Raw genomic sequence first — 18,480 nt, forward strand, 5'->3', positions numbered from 1 at the left:
GGGGAAGATACCTGTCCGGAACCGGGGATACACCATATGAGGACGCGAAGGGAGATTGCGGACTGGCTGGCTGCAATCGCTCGCGCCGAGTTCGAGCGGCAGCGCGGGCAAGTCGCTGAACTTTCGCCGGAAGCCCAGACAGGACTCCTCGTGGAAGCTTGCCGGGTGATCGACCTCCATCACGTCATTCATCTCATGTCGAACAAGCCCGAATTGGGCCTATCGCATTTCGATTTCGCGGTAATGTTGCGAGGATGGAACCCCCTTGCTTCATTGCTTCTGCCGTGCATCGGGAAGATGCACGGCGTTCCACTCAGTGAGAGCACCGCGGATTCCAGGGAAAGAGTCCTCGGCATTCTGATGAATCTAGGAAGAGCCTCGCTTCTGAGAGAGAGCGCGGAAATGCTTCGCCACGGCATGGCAGAGTGTACCGCTGATGTCAGCACGATAACATTTCGCATGAGCGAACGTTGTTCCATGGATCACTTTTTGGATCGGATCGAAGCCGACAAGCTAAGAAACCTTGAAGATGCCATGCCGGGAGAGAACGTATTCAAGGAAACGGTTCGAAAAACGAGTGTTGAAAACCTCGACGAGCGAATTCGCGAGCTAGTGTATCCGTGGCGTCCCAACAACAACGTGACAATGACAGGCTACGACGCTGCGCCCGATATCGATTTGCACTTCTTCGCACTGGTCGCGAAAAATGCACGCGACTGGATTGATGAAGCCGGCATCCACGATGACACAGTTCTGGGCAATATCACCGGTAAAGACCTTCGCGCCGTCGTCTTCCTGGTGATGAGTTTTCATCTTAAGCATATCCACTTTGTGGATGTCGCGAAAAGCGCGTTTCCCGAAATCAACTATGCAATGAGCCTCACGATCTGGAAGCCCCGGGAAGAATTGATCCGGTCGGTCGTAGCTGTAACTGGGATGGAAGAGACCACAGCGGCGGCTGCGATCGACATGGCCACGATTCAATCGGGACAGGAATCTTACTTCGAGCAGGAAGTGACTCCCATGCTTCCAATGCTGATCAAGATATCTGAAAACTATCTCTTGGCCCCCGTCAGCAGCATTTTCCGTAACCCTTTCCTCGGGATCAGAATGATCCACGAAAAATTCGACAAGAGAGCCACGGACAATTTGCGAAAGCATCGCGAAGACTGGATGATCTCGGAGCTCTACAATTTGTTTCTCGGCCTGCGGTACCTGCAGATGGAAGGTCCGACCCGGCTCCGATATGGCAGGAAGACAGTAACCGATATCGATGCTGCTGTATTCGATACGCTGACGGGGGAGTTGGCACTGTTCCAGCTGAAATGGCAGGACTTCAGCTCGAACGATGTTGCTAAACAGCGCAGCCGGGCCAGAAACTTCGTCGAGAAGGTCGACGCTTGGGCGAAGGGAGTGCAAGACTGGATCGCGGCGTCCGGCGCCACCAGCCTGCTGGCAACGCTTCGCTTACGACCGGCAAAGGCGATGTCGCAAGTGCGTCTCTTCGCGATTGGACGTTCGGCAGCGCGCTTCCAGAGCTACGGCTTTGAGCCGCAGGAAAAGGCCGTGGCTTCGGCGACGTGGCGTCAGTTCGTGCGGCTGCGCTACCAGATTGGCCCTGCGGACAACGTATTGCGCGACCTTCACGACGCTATTCGGAAGGAAAGCACGGTTCCGCTGGAGTTGAAGCCCCTCCGGCAAGAATTCGTGTTCAAGGAGCACACCATCGTGTTCGAAAACCTGTTCAACGAATACGATGATGAAGGCGACGCTGCTTCAAGGAACCTTGGCTGGCAGCATGGTTGAAGATATGAGAAGGAGATCAGCCGCAGTTCGAGAGAGCCCATAATTCGCCTGGATCGTATTTGTCCGGGGGCGAGGCAGGTGCATTGCGCCGTTCCACTACCTCATCCCAACGTATAACTTTCCTCAAGCAGTTCGGACATGAACCCGCTCTGGCGTGAAACCGGCGTTCCTACGACAACGGCTCGGTCCAACCCGTGATTAATAGTCTCGCACGATGTTTCCGGGAGGAGGGTGCAAGCGTGGCATGCCGCGAGATTGGCTTGCTTGGAGCCTTGGCCGCCCAAGTGTTCGGAGCATATCGGGTCCGCTGAACACCACGATGCGCGGCTCAGCGCACGTTGCATGGTCGGACCAAATAGTTCAGGGCGCCCCAACCTAACCAATCCACCCAACGTACCTTCAGAGTCCCCGGCGGCAGTATAGATGAGAAAGCCTGCCATTGGCGCGCTTGGGTCGGAAGACACGTAAAGGCGCTCGCGCAGCGCAGCAGTGCTGTATCCGCAGTCAAAAATGAGCTGGTTGATAAGAATGTGGGCCAGGCTATGGACAAGCAAATACCGGGAAGCCCAATCTCGATTGGCTGCTTCCAAAGGCGGGAGAGTCTGAGGAATACCGCCCAAGCGTGCAATAAAGCCATCATCCAGCCGACCTCTCAGCCACACAGCATTTTCTAACTGCCATTTCTCTATCCGCGCTTCGTTTAGCTCGACATACAGACCTTCTCCAAACACCACGGCAGCCGGAAGCCAACGTTCCTGTGCTTGAACTGGAGGTGATCGAAAGAGCTGAAGCATCGCGGAGTTTGGCATATTCTCAAGGGGTGCGTTGCTTTGCTTCAAGCGGTCGAAGCCAAAGAAGGCGCGCGTCTCTCGCAAGCGCTCCACAAGGTTCACCCTCCCGATCCATGGGGCGAGCTCTACTGGCACCTTAGCCATTCTGACTCGTAAATCGGGTACAAGATCGGGATCGTCCAATTCATTCCTTATGACATTGAATTCGGACCTGCGGAACTGAAGCAATTCCGACTCAGCAGCAGTTGGCACCGCCGCACCCGAAGGAATCGTCGCTGATTGGGGAGAAAACAAACTCGCCAAGGCAGCCTTTACCTGGCCAAGCTCACTCGATAGCCCGCAAATACGCGACAACTCCGATTGAATGTATGCTGCCGCCGACTCTTCGCCGGATATATTCCATATTGTTCGAGCTACACCGAGGGATCCCTCTACAGACCGTGTGATTTCGTTTCGCATTCTTGTGATCGAATCATCCTCAACTTGGAGATCAGGCAGCGCGATCGCCGAAATAGTTCGAGGAAAATAGATGTTGGTTTGATTGATAAGGGCTCCAACCAACGGCTCATTGCAGTTCGCCATGTTAGCGCCCTCCCCCAACCACGGCCGATCGCCTGGACAGCGGATGCCTGCTTTCTGAAAGGCACTTTGCTCCCCGTTTTCAACATCAGGCATAACCGTCGTTCCGGAGAGATTGCGGCCTCGTCTGCCTGTAGATTTATCGGGACATGACTGGCAGGCAATGTGGATACTGCTCAATTCAGAACCACCGCGATCAGTCAAAACTAGCTGGTCGTCACTGCTGCACTGACAACCGATCCACTCCTTCCAAGGAAATTCGCAGAGATGGCCCGCCGTGCAAACCGAGATGAAGCGGACTGGCTGCCAGCGACCGCCCCCCGGAGGTCTATCCACCCTCGTCGTTTGCAAGTTAAATCGCCTCATCTGGCCGGTCCGAGTGTGCCGATACCACCTCGGAAAACGCTGGGCGGGGACATTGAGAAGGGCGTTAGGCGGTGCCGTGTCGCCTTTACGCACAATTCGAAAATCCGGTGGCAAGCAAAATCGATCGACGCCCAACAACGCTGAAAGCCGTGGCTCGAAACGCTCAAATTCGATCCGATCCGAGCAAGGGATCATTTTTCCCTCGGTCTGATCCCACCGCTTGAACCAATGATCGAGACCCGCAACAACCTGTGGTACGCCGTCGCGATCCGTATAGATGCTGCCGGGGCCGAAGGGGGCAATCAATTGACCAATACGGACCTGCTTGTTTCCCATTTTGTGGCCCCAGAAGTTGCAACTAAGGTTGTTGAATTCGTTTCAGAACGATGGCTCGATGGTCAGGGTGCGGTATCGTAGCCCTGAGTAATGGTAAGCTCGGCGCTGCGCTCTACTTGTCGCATGCTGCTGGGAACAACCACGCCTCGTCTTTCCTGTTGTTTAGTGGCGAACTGCCCGGGCCACAGCATGAGATATTCCCCATCCACACGCTGAGGAAACTTCTCCCATTCCTGCGGATTTAACCCCCATTTGGATATCAATTCGTCGCGCACTCGCTTCAAGCTGGCAAGCGATTGGACCTGATCCTCAGGCGGCTGAATGATCAGACAACGATCACAGAGCAATTGATAAGCCGACTCCACCGCCGTGGCATATGCCTGATAATTGAAAACGGGAGCTGAACTCTGCTGTCGAGCCCACGCAAGCAATACCCCCGAAAGGCCGCGCTGGATCGCCGACGTCGCAAATGGAGTAGTTGTATTCGGCTCAACACGCTCATATAGCCTGCGATGATAGCTATGGAATTGCTCATAGTGAGACCGATCGCGACTCTTCGAAGGGTTGTAGATCATGAGGACAAGCCCTGCTCGATCCCACCAGCGGCGACCCACCCGCCCTGTCACCTGAATGTACGAGGCAGTGCTCTTTGGCTGACCCACCACCCCCATCAACGAAAGGCGATCAATATCCACCCCGACTTCGATGATATTTGACGCCAAGCACGCATCCAGATTGCCTCGAACCGAGCTCTCATCGTACTGCGTCGACAGTCGATCCATCATGCTTACAATCTCAGCCTGAGACAACCGACTGGTCAGTTCCTCAATAATCTTCAATTGACGCCTGTCATCCTGCGCAAAGCCCTCCCGATTGAAAATAAATTTGAGTCTGGAGCGAATGTCCGAGTCAAATAGAGTTCTCGCACCGCCCAGCTCGCGAATGCTGTTGTAGAAGGCGAGTAAAGTCCACCATGCGTCACGACGACTTGGGGTGAACGACCACGGACGAAAAAGAGCGGATGAAAATGTACGAACCTGTGTGGTCAGGACCGAACCGTAGTCATTGGCATGAATACCCAGATAGAGGCGCCCAGAACGCAGATTGCCCTTATCGTCACGGGCGTATTTGCCAAAGAAGGAATCGCCCATCGAGAGGCCGGGCGTCGGGAATAGGTGCGTCTCTGTTCGCGCGTAGAGTGCCCTGACTTGGTCGGCAGCTCCGCGTATCGTGGCAGTAGAAGCAATAACCTTAGGTTTGACGGTGACGCCGTTCAGCTCCGCGGAGCACAATTTTTCGATGACGCCTTCGTAAAGTGCGTACATCGTCCCGAGCGGTCCGGATATCAGATGAAGTTCGTCCTGGATAATAAGCCCTGGTGGCATCGATACCCGGCGGGACTTGGAGTCGACGATACGACTGCCAAACAGAGCGCTCGCTTCAGGTCGATAAGCTATGATTGCAAGTTTATCAGCTGTTGAAATTATGATTGAAGGCGGGTTCAGATAGATTCGCTCGTCAATCACATCGACCGGAAGCCAAGTGTCCGGATTCTCCTGCCCGAATTCGCACTTGCCGTCAGAACACAACAGGAGTGGCTCGTTGAGCCGTTCCTGAATTCCACAAGTCCGCACTGCTGCCCATTGGGAATCTGTAAGCGCACGCGGCTTGCTCCCATTATAGCGGCCAATTTCAGCGCGACACCACGGGCATTCGGTCAGAACCAGCGGATTTCCTTCGGTGTCTCCGTTGCGGAACTTGCGTAGGGCTATCTTCGCATCTCTGACCTTGTTTGGGGATCCATCTGATCCGATCCAAAGCCCCAGCGAAAAGCGGTGTCCCGGGATATTTCCGTCGAGATGCTTAGAAGGATTTCGTCGCAAATACTCCATCGAGCATATGAGGCTAGCGGCTCGTTGGAACTGCTGGGTGGTAAGCATTCGGAGCGTATAGCGCATGAGAACATTGGTACCGTCACGCCGTGGTCCAGTGTCGCCTTCCATCAGCAATCGTTCGTGGAACATGTAGAAAGCCATTACGCCGAGATATGCCTCGGTCTTGCCTCCACCAGTTGGGAACCATATGAGATCAACGATATTGCGATCTGAAGATTGACCATCCCGCACGCCGTGCAAGGACATCAAAAGAAAGGCTATTTGAAACGCTCGCCAAGAACCTACCCGGTCTGGGTTCTCGAGATTTCCTTCGTAGATTTCGGATGGTGATTGATACCCACCGGACGGCACAACCCGACGATTCGCCGCATCCCAAGTCAATGGTCGACGATTTACCTGCTTTGTTCCGATCTGCTGCAGGAGCATCGCAAGATTGGCAAGCCGAAAGGCCCGTCGAACACGAGCATCGCTGCGAAGCAGCGTTACGCCATCGGTGATCCGCTTCAGGCACCGGTCGCAGGCATCTAGGTGACGGGCCGCGACAGCCGCAAAGGTACCATCAAGACCCGTTGCTTCTTGGCGTTTTCTTTTTATCCAATCACCATATCCCAAAATAATCTTATCGACCGATTGCCATCCTTCGCCAGTGCCGTCCTCTGTCAGATTTGCTAGCGATCGCATTGAAAGCTTTACGGGCTCGCCATCAACCTCGATATCTGGCGTCATGCTCGGAAGCTCAACGGAGGGCATCACGTCAGCAAAAATTGTCTTTGGGGTGGTCCCAAGGTCAGACTCCCATCCTGCGGCACATCCGTGCCCGATGGCCCAAGTAGCTGATTCACGATAAAGCAAGGCCAGCGATTGCTCTTCTGTATCCAGCTTGGAGAACGGGCGTTCGCTTTCCGGGTACCGGACCAACTCACCGTCCAGAATTTCGACATCAAAATGAGTTTGGTAGAGAATCTGCTCGCGGGGCTCTCGAGTGCCGTCAACGATGGTGGAGTTTCGCAGCACAACTGTGAGCAAAAAATAATCGGCTTCACCACGAAGACGGCGCGGGAAGATTTCAATCCGGAGCGATATTGGCGATCCGGACGGCATCGTCAGGTCTCTCCGCACAACGCTTCCGGAGAGAAGGTCCGCACGGTCGATCAAAACCTCGCAGTCAGGAAGAACTGCCGGTAGTCTTCTCCAGATCGGAGCCTCTCTCGTACCACCGTCGCCATCCGTTGTCCGATGCGTGCATAGCTCATATCGCCCATTCAACGATATCGCCGGGGCCCCCACGAATTGCCAGGAGAACTTTCGCTTCAACGGCAGGCGCACTGCAACTTGGCCCTGCGAACCCAAACGCGCACAAAAAGATAACCCTAGTGACGATGGGTGACGAGCATCCGGGCTGGTGACCTCAAAATCGTCCTGTGGTCCGACGCCTCCGTCCACACTCTCGCCTTCCGATTCTTCCACTTCGTCATCTTCATCTGCACCGGCCGCGTCCTGAGCGGTCTCTTCCTTGGCGTCTGCTTCCGCGCCGATCGTATCACCTGACTGCAACGCGGCTTCGTCTGGGGCATCAGGCACGACCCCTGCTGGGTGGAGAAGACCTGCACCGTATTTTCGGTGGGGTGTTTCTCGTTGAAAATATAGAACCTCTTCCAGACTTGAGTCCGCCGCTGGACGCCAAGCCATGGGGCCTGAACGTCGCTGGTCGGGATCAACGAAGTCTCGGCCGACGAACGCGATGACGGCAGGATCCTTGAGCGATTGACCGGGGCCCACAACCTCCCCTCTAAGCCAAGCGATTAGTTCGGATCGTTCGCTCATCTGGTTATACCCCCGATATCCAGCTCAGAAGAATTGCCTTGGACTGGTTGTTGCACAATACGCGAACGCTTTCGGTAGCCCTCGTCATGCCTGTGTAGAAAAGGCTTCGTTCGAAGGCATGATCGGCCAAGTCAACGTCTGTCAGAATTACAATTTTGTTTTCCATTCCCTTGAATGCGTGGACACTTGCATACCTAGTGGCGCCTGCTCCATGCCGCATGGGCCTCAAAATGAACTCTTCGCTGCTGATCCGCGCAGCTGCGCTCTGACTGTCGGCTCGAAAGGAAAGTATTGTTATCTCTGAGGGTTTGTAGCCATTCGCGGTGAATTCGCGTAGAAGGCGCACAATTTCTTCTGACTGCTCGGCTTCGCTTCCGTAAAAGCGCACATCGTAGTTGGCGATACTGCTGCCTGACCTCATGTAATCCGAGTACACTTGGGTACCGAGCCCGGCCAACTTTACTGCGGTCTCACCGACGATCCGATAGTTGCGGCAGTTCTCCGCCAACTTCCATCTCACGGGATTGGCCGCAATTTCCAAATTGGCGAGGGACTTGCGTAATGGCTCGCGATCCGTGAGCACTTGGTTTTCAAAATCTCCGAAAAGTGCGAAAGCCCCTTTGGCTACGCCTCCTACTAGAAAGCGTGCAAGACAGTCCCACAACCTGGGTCGCGCCAACAAATCTTGTGCTTCGTCGAGGACCAAATAGTCAAATCGGGCCTCAGCCGAGAAATCAGGGTCCGTTAGCCGCGCTTCCAGCAGGTCTGGCAATTCATGTTCCCAAAAATGCTGAGTAGGAGAAGCTGGAATTGGTACCTCACTCATTTCGGCCATCACTTGGATGGCGCGACCTACTATCAGGTTCGGAGGGGCCGTACCCGCCGTTCCGATTTTCTCTCTCATCCAATTACCGATCAATTGATTGAAGCAAAGCAACGCGACCCTTTTTCCCTTCTCGGCCGTGCGTTGAGCAATTTCCATCGCTATCAGCGTTTTTCCCGTTCCCGCGCCGCCCGAAATGATCGTGCGCTCGTTCAATTCCACCAGTTGGAGTACCGGTTTCTGCTGCGCTCTCAGCAATTGTTCTAGGTCGTGCTGCCTTCGGTTTATCTCCTCGCGAGCGCCTGGCCGAAATTTTTGAACTGGCACGCAGCACTTTATTATCGCCTCGATTTGGTCCGCTGAAAGTCCACGAGAAAGTGGCTTCAGATCCACATCAGCTTCAATACTCTTGGCAATCCTCGCCCTAAGGTCCACCTCTAATGCCTTGGCATCGCCAAATCTTCGAAACGCCCTCGCATCCATCAACTCCCACGGTGCAACAGAAATATTCGGCAAGAGAGCGAAGGAGGAGCGAGGGAAAACGCAGCATTGGACGATTGGCAAACTTGCGAACTGAGGCGCCAGAGTCTTCAAACGTCGGTGAAACGTCCCGCGCGCATCAGCAACTTGCTTGAAGGGCGAACGTTCAATTGTAGGCGGAGACCACTTTTCTCCATCGAACGAGATGTTCTCATGAGATTTGACCTCCACACACATCGCTCCCAAGTCGGGAACTATGATCACAAAATCTATCTCGGTTCGGCGCCGGCGATTCCAAGGTGCCAAATCAAGGGAATGCAAGACAACCCACTCAGATGAGCAGGCGTTCAACATATTGAAGACATCACGTTCGCCAGGCGGCGTTCGTTCATCCATAAATGACGGGATCATTCGCGCCATTGGTCAGCCATTCTCAAATCTTGAACAAGCTTCAGCTTGGCTTCAGGCACTCTGAATCCCTTTTCTATACCAAAGACCCGCAGGAAAACGAAATCACCGCGCACACCAAACGACGCTGGAATATTGACCCGAAAGCCCGTCGTCGCCGGCAGTTTGCTCCGAATGTCGGGTAGTAACTTGAGCAGTATGCCAGACAACTCCTCGTCAAGAATCTCCCTCTCCAAGAACCCGGTCTGGATAGCTTCGCCGCGTGAGCGACGAATCTCTTCCCACGCAAGCTGCCAAAGAGGAAGAATCGTACCATTTGAGGCCGTCACGGTTTCACTACCAAGGCCAAGCACTTCAAGCAGAAGCTTGAAGTGCTTCTTCTCCAGTGGAGCGTGGATCACGGTGGATGGAGATCTAGACCAATGATGAACCAATGTCCGCAATGACACTAACTCTATTCCCGATTCCTTTAGACGCCGAATCAGGTCGAACATTCCGCTCTCGATCTCGCGTCGCAGATGCGATTTCCATAAGCTGCTGTAACGACCGCCTGCATGAAGACCGCCGAAGCTAACGTCCGAGATTGATGGCTTGATCAGGAACATGCCCTCAGTAAGCGTGAGTCCTGGGATACGGTTCCCTATAGCCTGATGCGCACCAGAATCTGGATCAAAGCTCAACACTGGAGCGTAGGGTGGATAGAAGATTGCATGGTCCTCATCGATCTGTACAAGTGTTGCTGCGCGAGCCTCGCCCCCTTGGACGATCTGCTTGAAAAGCTCCAGTTCGTCGGGAATACCGCCACGATCTGCGCCCGGATCTTCACCGTAGTATGTTGTCCGACTTGCCCAATTGAACTTGCTTCCGGTGACAGCCCCATCTGCCAATCGATGATCTGAATTCCGACCTGCAAGGACTGGATCATAGCCGAAATCTGGCTCGTCCTTGCTTCCCCACCACACCACTTGTTCAAGTCGAGCATATCGCGGTGCGTTTATCAGCGCGTCTGGCGCCGAGCCCCAGCCGAAGGCACGCAAAGGCCCTACTTTTATTAAAGCATCGAACGGACTCAGTTCGCGATAGCCACGGACTGAGTTGACAAAAACATCGTCCGGCAAGCGGTTGGTGCTTCTGTCGTCGAAGAGTGACTTGAAATGTTGCCGGGCACGAACATGACAATAGATTCTGAAATCAGCACCCGTTGCACGAAGGGATTGAATTATCTCAACCACCTTGGCCCGAACAGGATTGCCCGTCGAGGCAAGTGCCTCCATTGCTCGAAATGCGTCTTCATAGAGCGCACTGACGTCTGCCCCCCATCTTTTTCGTACCGCTTCGCGCTGCCCTATGAGATCCGACATCGCTTCTACCGTCGTTTCGTCGAACTTTACTGGCACAGTAAGCCATTCCGAAAGTATGGTTCTCAACCCATCTGATATGTCGAGGCCTTGCTGATCACCTGATTCCCGAAGAGCGACAATTATCTGTCTCAAATTTCGGCGAAGGATTCCGAAATACGGCGACGCAACTTCGTGTCGCTCGATGCTTTGAGTTTTCGATCTGTCGAGAAAATCAAAGAGTTCCGATACTGTGACTACCATCATCGGCTCCCTTTCTTTAGCTGCAAGAGGCGGATGCCCGCAGGAACGCCCAGTCGCCCCCTATTGACTTCAGGATCTTCGACGAACCATTGGCGCAAGCCGACGAGGCGATTGCCCACTGTCTCGGATCGTTCTCTGTCTACACTTCGGTTGATTACGCCAATAACATCGGACCGCTGAAATTGCGGAAGGTCGATGACCTTGAGGAAGGATGCATCGCCGTCGGCCACGACCAATGCGGTTTCGGGTCCCGGACGATCAATCTCCTCAGTTCTGGAGTTGAAAAAATTGACGCGGGACACTCGATTCGAGCTTGACCACCCATGCACAGCCAAAAGCTCAGGCAAACCGTATTCCAATCCCTCACACTTGAATCGGATCGACGCGCAAGCTGCATGAGTTGCGGATTTGCCCGTGGCGCGTCCTGCAAAGCACAGGCCCGAAAATGATTCTCTGACGTTTTGAGAAACAATCTGCGCGCCTTCAATTATTTGTTCATAGGCAGAAGCGGGCAAGGCGCCCTCGCCATTGATCAGTTTGGGCAGTGGATCTCCATCGATCCGCAGGTTCACCGCAGACTTTGGAGTAAATTGCCAAGTGCCGCCGTCGTGGCGCGTGACAATTCCCAAGGCACCAGAATCCTTTATCGCGGTGATTTGAAACGGCCCTTTGCGCTGGCTGTGACGCAGCAAGCCGCTTGCCTCTGCCACGTAACCACAGCGCTTCAATTCAGGACGGCAGCGGACATCGCAGATTGCACACGCTCTCAGATATTGGCTCGCGTACTGCAATAGTGCGTGATAGTGGCCCGTTAGGTTGGTCGCTTCAGTTCGACCCAGATCTCTGACAAGCGCACCTAGGACTATCAATCCGGCTGCAGGGGAATCACACGGCATCGAAACAACAGCAATTCTCCGCTGGTTCGACTCTTGGTCGCGCCACCCGTAGCCAAATCTAACGAGAAACTCGACCCACTTGGGTGCTGGTCGCCATTCTCCTTGAAATTCAGAAAAAAGTGCTTTCAACCGGCCCCCCGGCATTGAACTACTGGATTGGTCTCCCACACAAGCAGCCGACCCTGAAGCGAACTGGCTAGACCGGCCCCCTAGACCAGTGCACATTAGCTCAGTTGCAACCCATGGTGCAAAATCTTTGATCTAACTTGCTTTTCTTAGCTTTTCGCGATTTGTGGAGGATTGCGCGCTTGTCAGAAGACCGAGCAACGCCCCGGCAATCTTCCGCGCAAGGAACGGCGGAACAGCGTTACCCACCTGCACGTATTGCTCTGTTCGATTTCCCTTGAAAAGGTAGTTGTCTGGAAAGGTCTGGAGCCGAGCGGCCTCCCTGACGGTCAGGCTTCTGCACTGGATCGGATCAGGATGAATGAAATAGTGGCCGTCCTTGGAAATGTGGCTCGTGATCGTTGTAGACGGCCGCCTCCAAAGCTGGACTCGGAACCGATCCGCGAATTTCCCTGTCTCCCAGTTACGATGGTCGGGCGCCAACTCACGCGGGAAGTCCTTCGCCTTTGGAGATACGCCCGCAACTCTTCCGTACAGTGACGCAAAAAAATAGCGTCCGAGATCAGCGAGCATGTGACCACGTGTTTCGTTGTTCGGAAAGCACTTCAGTTTGGCATCGACAAGCCAGCGTTTGAGATCGGCAGGGCATCGGGCCCCGACTCCCGAATAGTTACCTCCGGAACGTCGCTTGATCCTACCCGTCTTCGCAAGGGCACTCGCAATATGTCCAGCGCGCTTCCGGAAGGCCTCGTTTTCCCTTGCAGCAAGGCCGGTTGGCATCTTGGCCACCTGACGCATTATCTGAGAGGACTTCGCCTTCCAAAGGTCCTCGTCGTCCTCCCCTGAGCTCAATCCGCTTCGAAGCCTCGGCATGCCCTTCAGGACGTCCTGTACGGTGACTGCGCGATCTGATTTCGGGATCAGTGCGGCATCTACCAGCCCATCGAGATTCCGAGCGATATCGGCGCGTACGCCCACAATGATCACGCGGTGACGCGATTGGGGCACGCCATGGTCCTCGGCCTTCACGACGAAATCGTAGGCCGGGGGATGCCCTGCCCCACTGGAGAATACCGGTCCGAAACGCGGCGTGAGCGGGATGAGTTTGTATGAACCACCGCCCACACGGCCCAAATCATCGAGCACCTGATCGAATACACGCTCTCCGTTTACAGACGACGAGAGGAGCCCCTTGACATTCTCCATGACAAACGCCGCCGGCATCAGCTGTTGAAGTATGCGGATGTATTCCCTGTACAGGAAGTGGCGATGGTCCCTGCTCGCCTCGTAACCTTCTGTACCCCGGTTTCTCGCCCTGCCGACGAGGGAATATGCCTGACAAGGCGGACCTCCGATCAGGATAACGTTGCGCCCAAACCTGTTGCTGATCTGCCTGAGACGAATGTCAATCTCGGCGATGCCCTTGGGCGAGCCCAGTTCGAGCTTCACCGTTTCAAGGCAGGCGCACTTCCACTCTGCCGGATAAGCAGACATCCAGTCCGGCTCTGGAATCTCGCCATTAAGGAAGCGGTAATAGTCGGGCGGCGGACGGCCATCGAATTGACGCACGAAGCTTCGCAGCCGAAGGGTCTCGAAGGCGGAATCCTCCTTTTCAACCGAAAGCACGACCCGAAAGGGACGCACGCCATCCTTACGGACGCTGGAAAAACCTTCGGCAAGCCCGCCTGGGCCCGCGAAGAGGTCAACGATGGCAAATTCGGTTTGCATTCACCCCTTCTCAAATGAGCATCTCAAACCATAATCAACCAAAGCGAAGGCCGACGCCAGGAAAAGTTGATGGTAGATGTTGTCGATAGGATAACGCGCTCGAGGATGATGGCTGGCATCCGAGGCAAGAACACAAAGCCCGAACTGGTGCTGCGGCATGCCCTGCATCGACTCGGTCTGCGATACAGGCTACATGTGTCGACCCTTCCTGGCCGCCCCGATATCGTCATGCCAAAGTATCGCGCGATCGTCCAGGTGCAGGGGTGCTTTTGGCACCGGCATGAGGGCTGTTCATTTGCCACGATTCCGGCCTCGAACATCAAGTTCTGGGACTCCAAGTTCGCGGAGACCATAAGACGCGATCACCGCAATCTTGAAGCCCTGCGTCGGCTCGGCTGGCGAGTAGCCGTAGTCTGGGAATGCGCGATCAACAAGGAGGGCGGAGATGCGGTTGCCACAAGGGTAGCAATGTGGCTGTCGTCCAAGCGCGCCACTGCCGAAATCCCGGCTTGGCGGACTGCCACTGCGGTCAGGACAAGATCCTAAGACTACCGAACCGGCCTTCGATCCCGAGGTATTTTGCCATTGTCCAGCCCGAGCACGAAGGTAATCCCGTCAGCGTCTTGTTCGGCGAGCCTCGATTGTTCCGATATCCCCCGCCGCTATCACCCGCGACTTCGAGTTTAATCCGAACGTTTACGGCGACTGAGCTCGTCCCGGCCCGTCGTGGGAAGACGACTCAAGAAGTCGCCCGTAACAGCATCGCATACGAGTTCTCAGTTTCATCCTAGGGAGCACCTCCGAGATTCGAACATCTAGATCTCCGTGCCACTGCTGCCGGCGCATGCAGACCTACGGGTCAACAAAAGCCCTCCGCCCCACTCGCGGCCATGAACTGAACTCTCCTCACCACCGCCGGCGCTCTCCTACGACCGCCGAAACATCTCCGCCCGTCGACTGAACCCCTCTCTCTATATGGGCTCGGACACGGCGCGGAAATCTCGGAATGGCTCGCATAAGGGTGCTAACTGCACTCAAGATCAGACAGAATCTCAAGCCGGGGATGTACGCCGACGGGCTCGGGCTCTACCTGAAGGTCCGCGCCGGCAATTCCAAGAGCTGGATTTTCCGGTATCGCACCGGCGGCAAGCTGCGGGACATGGGCCTTGGCCCGTTTCATACCGTGTCGCTTGCCGAAGCGCGGGAGAAGGCGGAGGCCTGCCGGGCCATGCGCCTCAAGGGCCTCGATCCGTTGAACGAGCGCCATAAAGAGCAGCAAGCCAGGACAGCCGAAGCGGCCGAGGCCATCACCTTCGAGAAATGTGCCGAGGCGTATATCACCGCCCACAAGGCCGGCTGGAAGAATGGCAAGCACGCCGACCAGTGGACAACTACACTCCAGACCTATGTCTATCCCATCTTCAAAGACACGCCGGTTGCCGCGATCGACGACGCGTTGGTCCTGAAAGTCTTGCAGCCGATCTGGGAGGAAAAGACCGAGACGGCATCCCGTATCCGAGGCCGGATCGAGCGCATTCTCGACTTGGCTCGCGTCATGAAATACCGCACGGGCGACAACCCGGCCCGGTGGCGGGGTCATCTCGACCATCTTCTGCCCAAGCGCTCGCGGGTGGCGACCGTCAACCATCATGCCGCCCTGCCGATCGACGAGACGCCCGGCTTCATCCAGACTCTCCAGCGGGAAGAAACCGTCGTCGCCCGTGCGCTGGAATTTTGCATTCTCAACGCGACCCGCACCAATGAGACGATGGGTATGCGCTGGAGCGAGTATGACGAGAAGGCTCGGCTCTGGACCGCGCCAGGCGCGCGCATGAAGGCGGGCCGCGATCACCGCATCCCGCTCGCCCCACGATCGCTGTCCATTCTCGCCGAGATGCAGGACATCCGCAGCGGCGACTTCGTCTTTCCTGGAGGTGTGCAGGAACGGCCACTCAGCTCCATGGCATTCCTGATGTTACTGCGGCGGCTGGGGCGCAACGACATCACCGCCCATGGTTTCCGCTCGACCTTCCGCGACTGGGCGGCGGAGCGCACCGACTTCCCGAACGAGGTCGTCGAGATGGCACTCGCCCACACGATCAGCAACAAGGTCGAAGCCGCCTACCGGCGGGGCGATCTGTTCGACAAGCGCCGGCAGCTTGCAGAAGCATGGGCCGCGTTCTGCGCTGGCACTGCCCCATCCAAGCCCTGATCGTTTTCCGCTGGGAAACGCTCGCCCTTCCGCGCTTCAAGGCAGTGCGCAGCCATCCGCTCCCGTCCGCATCGAATCCATATCCACCCGGAAGTCGAGAACTTCCGGATCAATATGGAGAGATAGATGTCTCAACAACTCGAAAAGCCCCGAGGCGCGATGTCGGTCAACGACTTCGCCATCTGGGCCGGCATCGGACGCACCACCGCATGGAAGGAAATCCGCGAGGGCCATCTTCGCGCGGTCAAGGTCAGCGCCCGCACCATCATCCGCTTCGCCGACGCCGAGAACTGGCTGGCCTCCCGGCCCCAGCTTTTCGTGCCGAACGCGCAGCCATCCCTCAACGCCAAATAGGGATAGCCATCATGGCAACCGCACCCAATAGCTACGGTTCGAACCGCAACGCACCCAGGAGCAAGACTCTGTTCTATCCGGATGACTCTCCGGAAGTTTGCCTGCTCATCATGAAACTGATCGAGGACAAATACTACGTCACGCGCGCGTCGAAACACCAGATCAAACACGGCAAGGTGAACTACTATCCCTCCTCCGGCGTCATCACGATCGACGGCGAGGGCCGGCATCCCGAGAAAGGCCCCCAGGCCCTTCTTGCATTGCTGGAACAGCGTTACCCAAAGCGTCGTGGCAAAGTCGGCGATCCACAAGCGAACCCTGTGGAGCCTACCTCTCCACCCTCAGCACCGATTTTCAAGATCGACCTCGACGATTTGGACATACCAGACGACTACGACCCCGTTCCCTCGGATCGCTGGGATGATGAGCCGTAATGACCTTTCTGATCACGCGCGTTGCTGGGGCCATGGCGGTGCGATGAGATTGCAGATGCCTTGACACAGGTTTATGTAAACGTCAGCCCTCCCCGCCTCCCAAAGAACCCACCTTACATTGCCCCGCCGCTTTCCGGCTGAGGGCTGTGAACAGGTCGAATGTTTTGAGGTCACCCGGCAGCGGGTGACCTCTTCTTTTCCCGCGCCGGTCGTTGGCCTCGGCCGGCATCTTGGTTCTGATCGATCGTGTCGATTTGGGGGGCCGGGGAAGCCGGATTTTGCCTTCATCCTCCGAACATGCGCGAGTCACCGACCCACCCCCTCATTTCTTCCTAAATTCAATCACTTGCAAAATACGATTTCCAACAACACCGCCATCCCCTTCCAAGTTCAGTGTCGCCAACTTGGAAGGGGACGTTTGCCGATGCCCGCGCCTAGATCGTGACGCGGTCGAATATGGCCTTCATTTCCGCCTGCCTCGCCGCTTCGCGAGCCTCCTCCCGGATCTCTGCCACGCATTCCCGGAAATCATCCAGCTCGGACCCGTCGTAGAGATTAGCCCAATCTCCTCTGTCGAACTTCGACACGAACTCCACGCGGCGCTGTATCGCCGGGCCGATGTTCTCCGAATAGCCAGCGAGCTTCGTGCAGGTGACCGGCGGCGTCTCCATAAACGGATGCGTCATCCCGAAGATCTCACGGGCCGGACGCAATCCGTAACCATCCGGGGTGCGCTCCATATGATCGGGATGCAGGCTCTTTGTAATGTAGCGAAACCATTCCCACTGCCGCTCAACCGCAAAGCTCTCGCGCATGCCTTCATAAGGCTTGAACTGCTTCAGCTTCGCGCTGGCCGGCGAGAAGAACACGGCCCGCTCGTCGACTTGGCGCTGGCCGGCGAGACGCCCCAGGCAATCCCGGCTCCAGTCCGCGAACGCTTGCGCCCGGCATACCGGCAGGCACATCAATTCGTGCGTGTGAAAGCCTTTCTCCCGCGCATTCTCATGCACATACACGAACAGGTGCAGCGCACTTGTCCCTGACGACCGGCGCGAAACCCGACGCCGTTCAACGCCGTCGCCAATCCCGACATCGAGCCACTTCGCCGCTTCATGATTGTAGCGACTCAGCAACTCCGCAGCCCAGGCGTGGTTCATGACGCCGAGCAACCGCCAGCAAATGGTCAGGTGCGCGTTCATGATGACACCGTACTGCCACATCGCGTAGGCCACCGCCGCATACAGGCGCGGCACCTCCACCGTCAGCGCGGATGCCTTCTGCCGGGATGGATGAAACGGATTGTTCTTCCGGAACGCCGCCTCCTTCTTGCTGAGATATTTTCTGAGATCGGCGGGGGATAGAAGCTTCATCTTCTCCTGTTCGTGAAAGAAGCGAGCGAGAGTCTGATCGAAGTTGTCCTTCGGCACGGAGAGCTTGGTCATTGTTTAATTCCAGGTGGGGTGATTGGAGACGCAAAGAAGCCCACCGCGCTGAACGCGATGGGCCTTGAACGGGGTGGCCTTTTCAGAGCAGCGGCGGCACGCGCGGAAAGACGAACGTCGGCTTGCGGCGCTTCGGCCGCTTCATGCCGGCGAAGATCGAGACCTCGCGGACGGCGGACTTGCCGGCCCGGGTGAGGTAGTCGGCCAGCGTTTCGTCGCCGAAATTGCGGCCCTCCCCGGCGCCGGCCGGATCGAGCGGCTTTTCAGTCAACTCTTTGTTTTCATTTTGATTATTGCGATTCGACATGGTGTCGGCTCCATAGTTTCGGGCCGATCCACGGAATGTGTCTCGCACCCCCAGTATATAGGGCCGAGATTT

Annotated in this window: 13 protein-coding genes; 5 read left to right on the top strand and 8 right to left on the bottom strand. The window is 56.1% G+C overall.

Translation table 11 applies throughout. From position 1 onward, the window contains the following. Positions 1-36: 36 nt before the first annotated feature. Complete coding sequence (locus Q0030_RS23775) at positions 37-1,806, top strand: hypothetical protein (RefSeq protein WP_298372275.1); 1,770 nt, start codon at positions 37-39, stop codon at positions 1,804-1,806. Positions 1,807-1,907: 101 nt separating this feature from the next. Here the strand turns inward: Q0030_RS23775 and Q0030_RS23780 are convergent, their stop codons facing one another. From Q0030_RS23780 to dcm, 6 genes are all read right to left on the bottom strand, one after another. Then, positions 1,908-3,878 (bottom strand): DUF1998 domain-containing protein, encoded by a 1,971-nt coding sequence (locus tag Q0030_RS23780; protein ID WP_298372276.1) that lies wholly within the window; start codon positions 3,876-3,878, stop codon positions 1,908-1,910. 62 nt (positions 3,879-3,940) lie between these two features. Beyond that, positions 3,941-7,597, bottom strand: coding sequence for a helicase-related protein (locus Q0030_RS23785; RefSeq protein WP_298372278.1), 3,657 nt, complete (start codon positions 7,595-7,597; stop codon positions 3,941-3,943). Positions 7,598-7,601: 4 nt separating this feature from the next. Next, positions 7,602-9,320 (bottom strand): NERD domain-containing protein, encoded by a 1,719-nt coding sequence (locus tag Q0030_RS23790; RefSeq protein WP_298372281.1) that lies wholly within the window; start codon positions 9,318-9,320, stop codon positions 7,602-7,604. Further along, positions 9,308-10,909, bottom strand: coding sequence for a hypothetical protein (locus Q0030_RS23795; protein ID WP_298372284.1), 1,602 nt, complete (start codon positions 10,907-10,909; stop codon positions 9,308-9,310). The genes Q0030_RS23790 and Q0030_RS23795 overlap by 13 nt, the downstream gene beginning before the upstream one ends. Next, positions 10,909-11,619, bottom strand: a complete 711-nt coding sequence (locus tag Q0030_RS23800; protein WP_298372286.1) for a hypothetical protein — start codon at positions 11,617-11,619, stop codon at positions 10,909-10,911. The genes Q0030_RS23795 and Q0030_RS23800 overlap by 1 nt, the downstream gene beginning before the upstream one ends. Before the next feature lie 447 nt (positions 11,620-12,066). Continuing rightward, the gene (gene dcm, locus Q0030_RS23805; protein ID WP_298372288.1) at positions 12,067-13,659 is read right to left on the bottom strand and encodes a DNA (cytosine-5-)-methyltransferase; all 1,593 of its coding nucleotides are present in this window, start codon (positions 13,657-13,659) and stop codon (positions 12,067-12,069) included. A gap of 69 nt (positions 13,660-13,728) precedes the next feature. On the opposite strand from dcm, the gene vsr reads away from it, so the two are divergent. The 4 genes from vsr to Q0030_RS23825 all read left to right on the top strand — a co-directional run bounded on the left by vsr (position 13,729) and on the right by Q0030_RS23825 (position 16,659). Then, positions 13,729-14,205 carry a DNA mismatch endonuclease Vsr gene (gene vsr, locus Q0030_RS23810; protein WP_298372290.1) on the top strand — a complete coding sequence of 159 codons (477 nt, stop codon included), beginning with the start codon at positions 13,729-13,731 and terminating at the stop codon, positions 14,203-14,205. A 460-nt stretch (positions 14,206-14,665) separates the two neighbouring features. Next, on the top strand, positions 14,666-15,871 hold the full coding sequence (locus tag Q0030_RS23815; protein ID WP_298372293.1) for an integrase arm-type DNA-binding domain-containing protein: 1,206 nt from the start codon (positions 14,666-14,668) through the stop codon (positions 15,869-15,871). Between the two features lie 159 nt (positions 15,872-16,030). After that, positions 16,031-16,225: a helix-turn-helix domain-containing protein gene (locus tag Q0030_RS23820; RefSeq protein ID WP_298372296.1), complete on the top strand. Its 195-nt coding sequence runs from the start codon at positions 16,031-16,033 to the stop codon at positions 16,223-16,225. Positions 16,226-16,236: 11 nt separating this feature from the next. Beyond that, positions 16,237-16,659 carry a hypothetical protein gene (locus Q0030_RS23825; RefSeq protein ID WP_298372299.1) on the top strand — a complete coding sequence of 141 codons (423 nt, stop codon included), beginning with the start codon at positions 16,237-16,239 and terminating at the stop codon, positions 16,657-16,659. 434 nt (positions 16,660-17,093) lie between these two features. On the opposite strand, the gene Q0030_RS23830 is transcribed toward Q0030_RS23825, so the two are convergent. Then, a complete protein-coding gene (locus Q0030_RS23830) occupies positions 17,094-18,101 on the bottom strand; it encodes a hypothetical protein (RefSeq protein ID WP_298372302.1) in 1,008 nt (335 codons plus the stop codon). Positions 18,102-18,183: 82 nt separating this feature from the next. Next, positions 18,184-18,372, bottom strand: a complete 189-nt coding sequence (locus Q0030_RS23835; RefSeq protein ID WP_298372305.1) for a hypothetical protein — start codon at positions 18,370-18,372, stop codon at positions 18,184-18,186. Positions 18,373-18,480: the final 108 nt, after the last annotated feature.

It is taken from the genome of uncultured Bradyrhizobium sp., assembly GCF_947648125.1.
GTDB lineage: Bacteria > Pseudomonadota > Alphaproteobacteria > Rhizobiales > Xanthobacteraceae > Bradyrhizobium.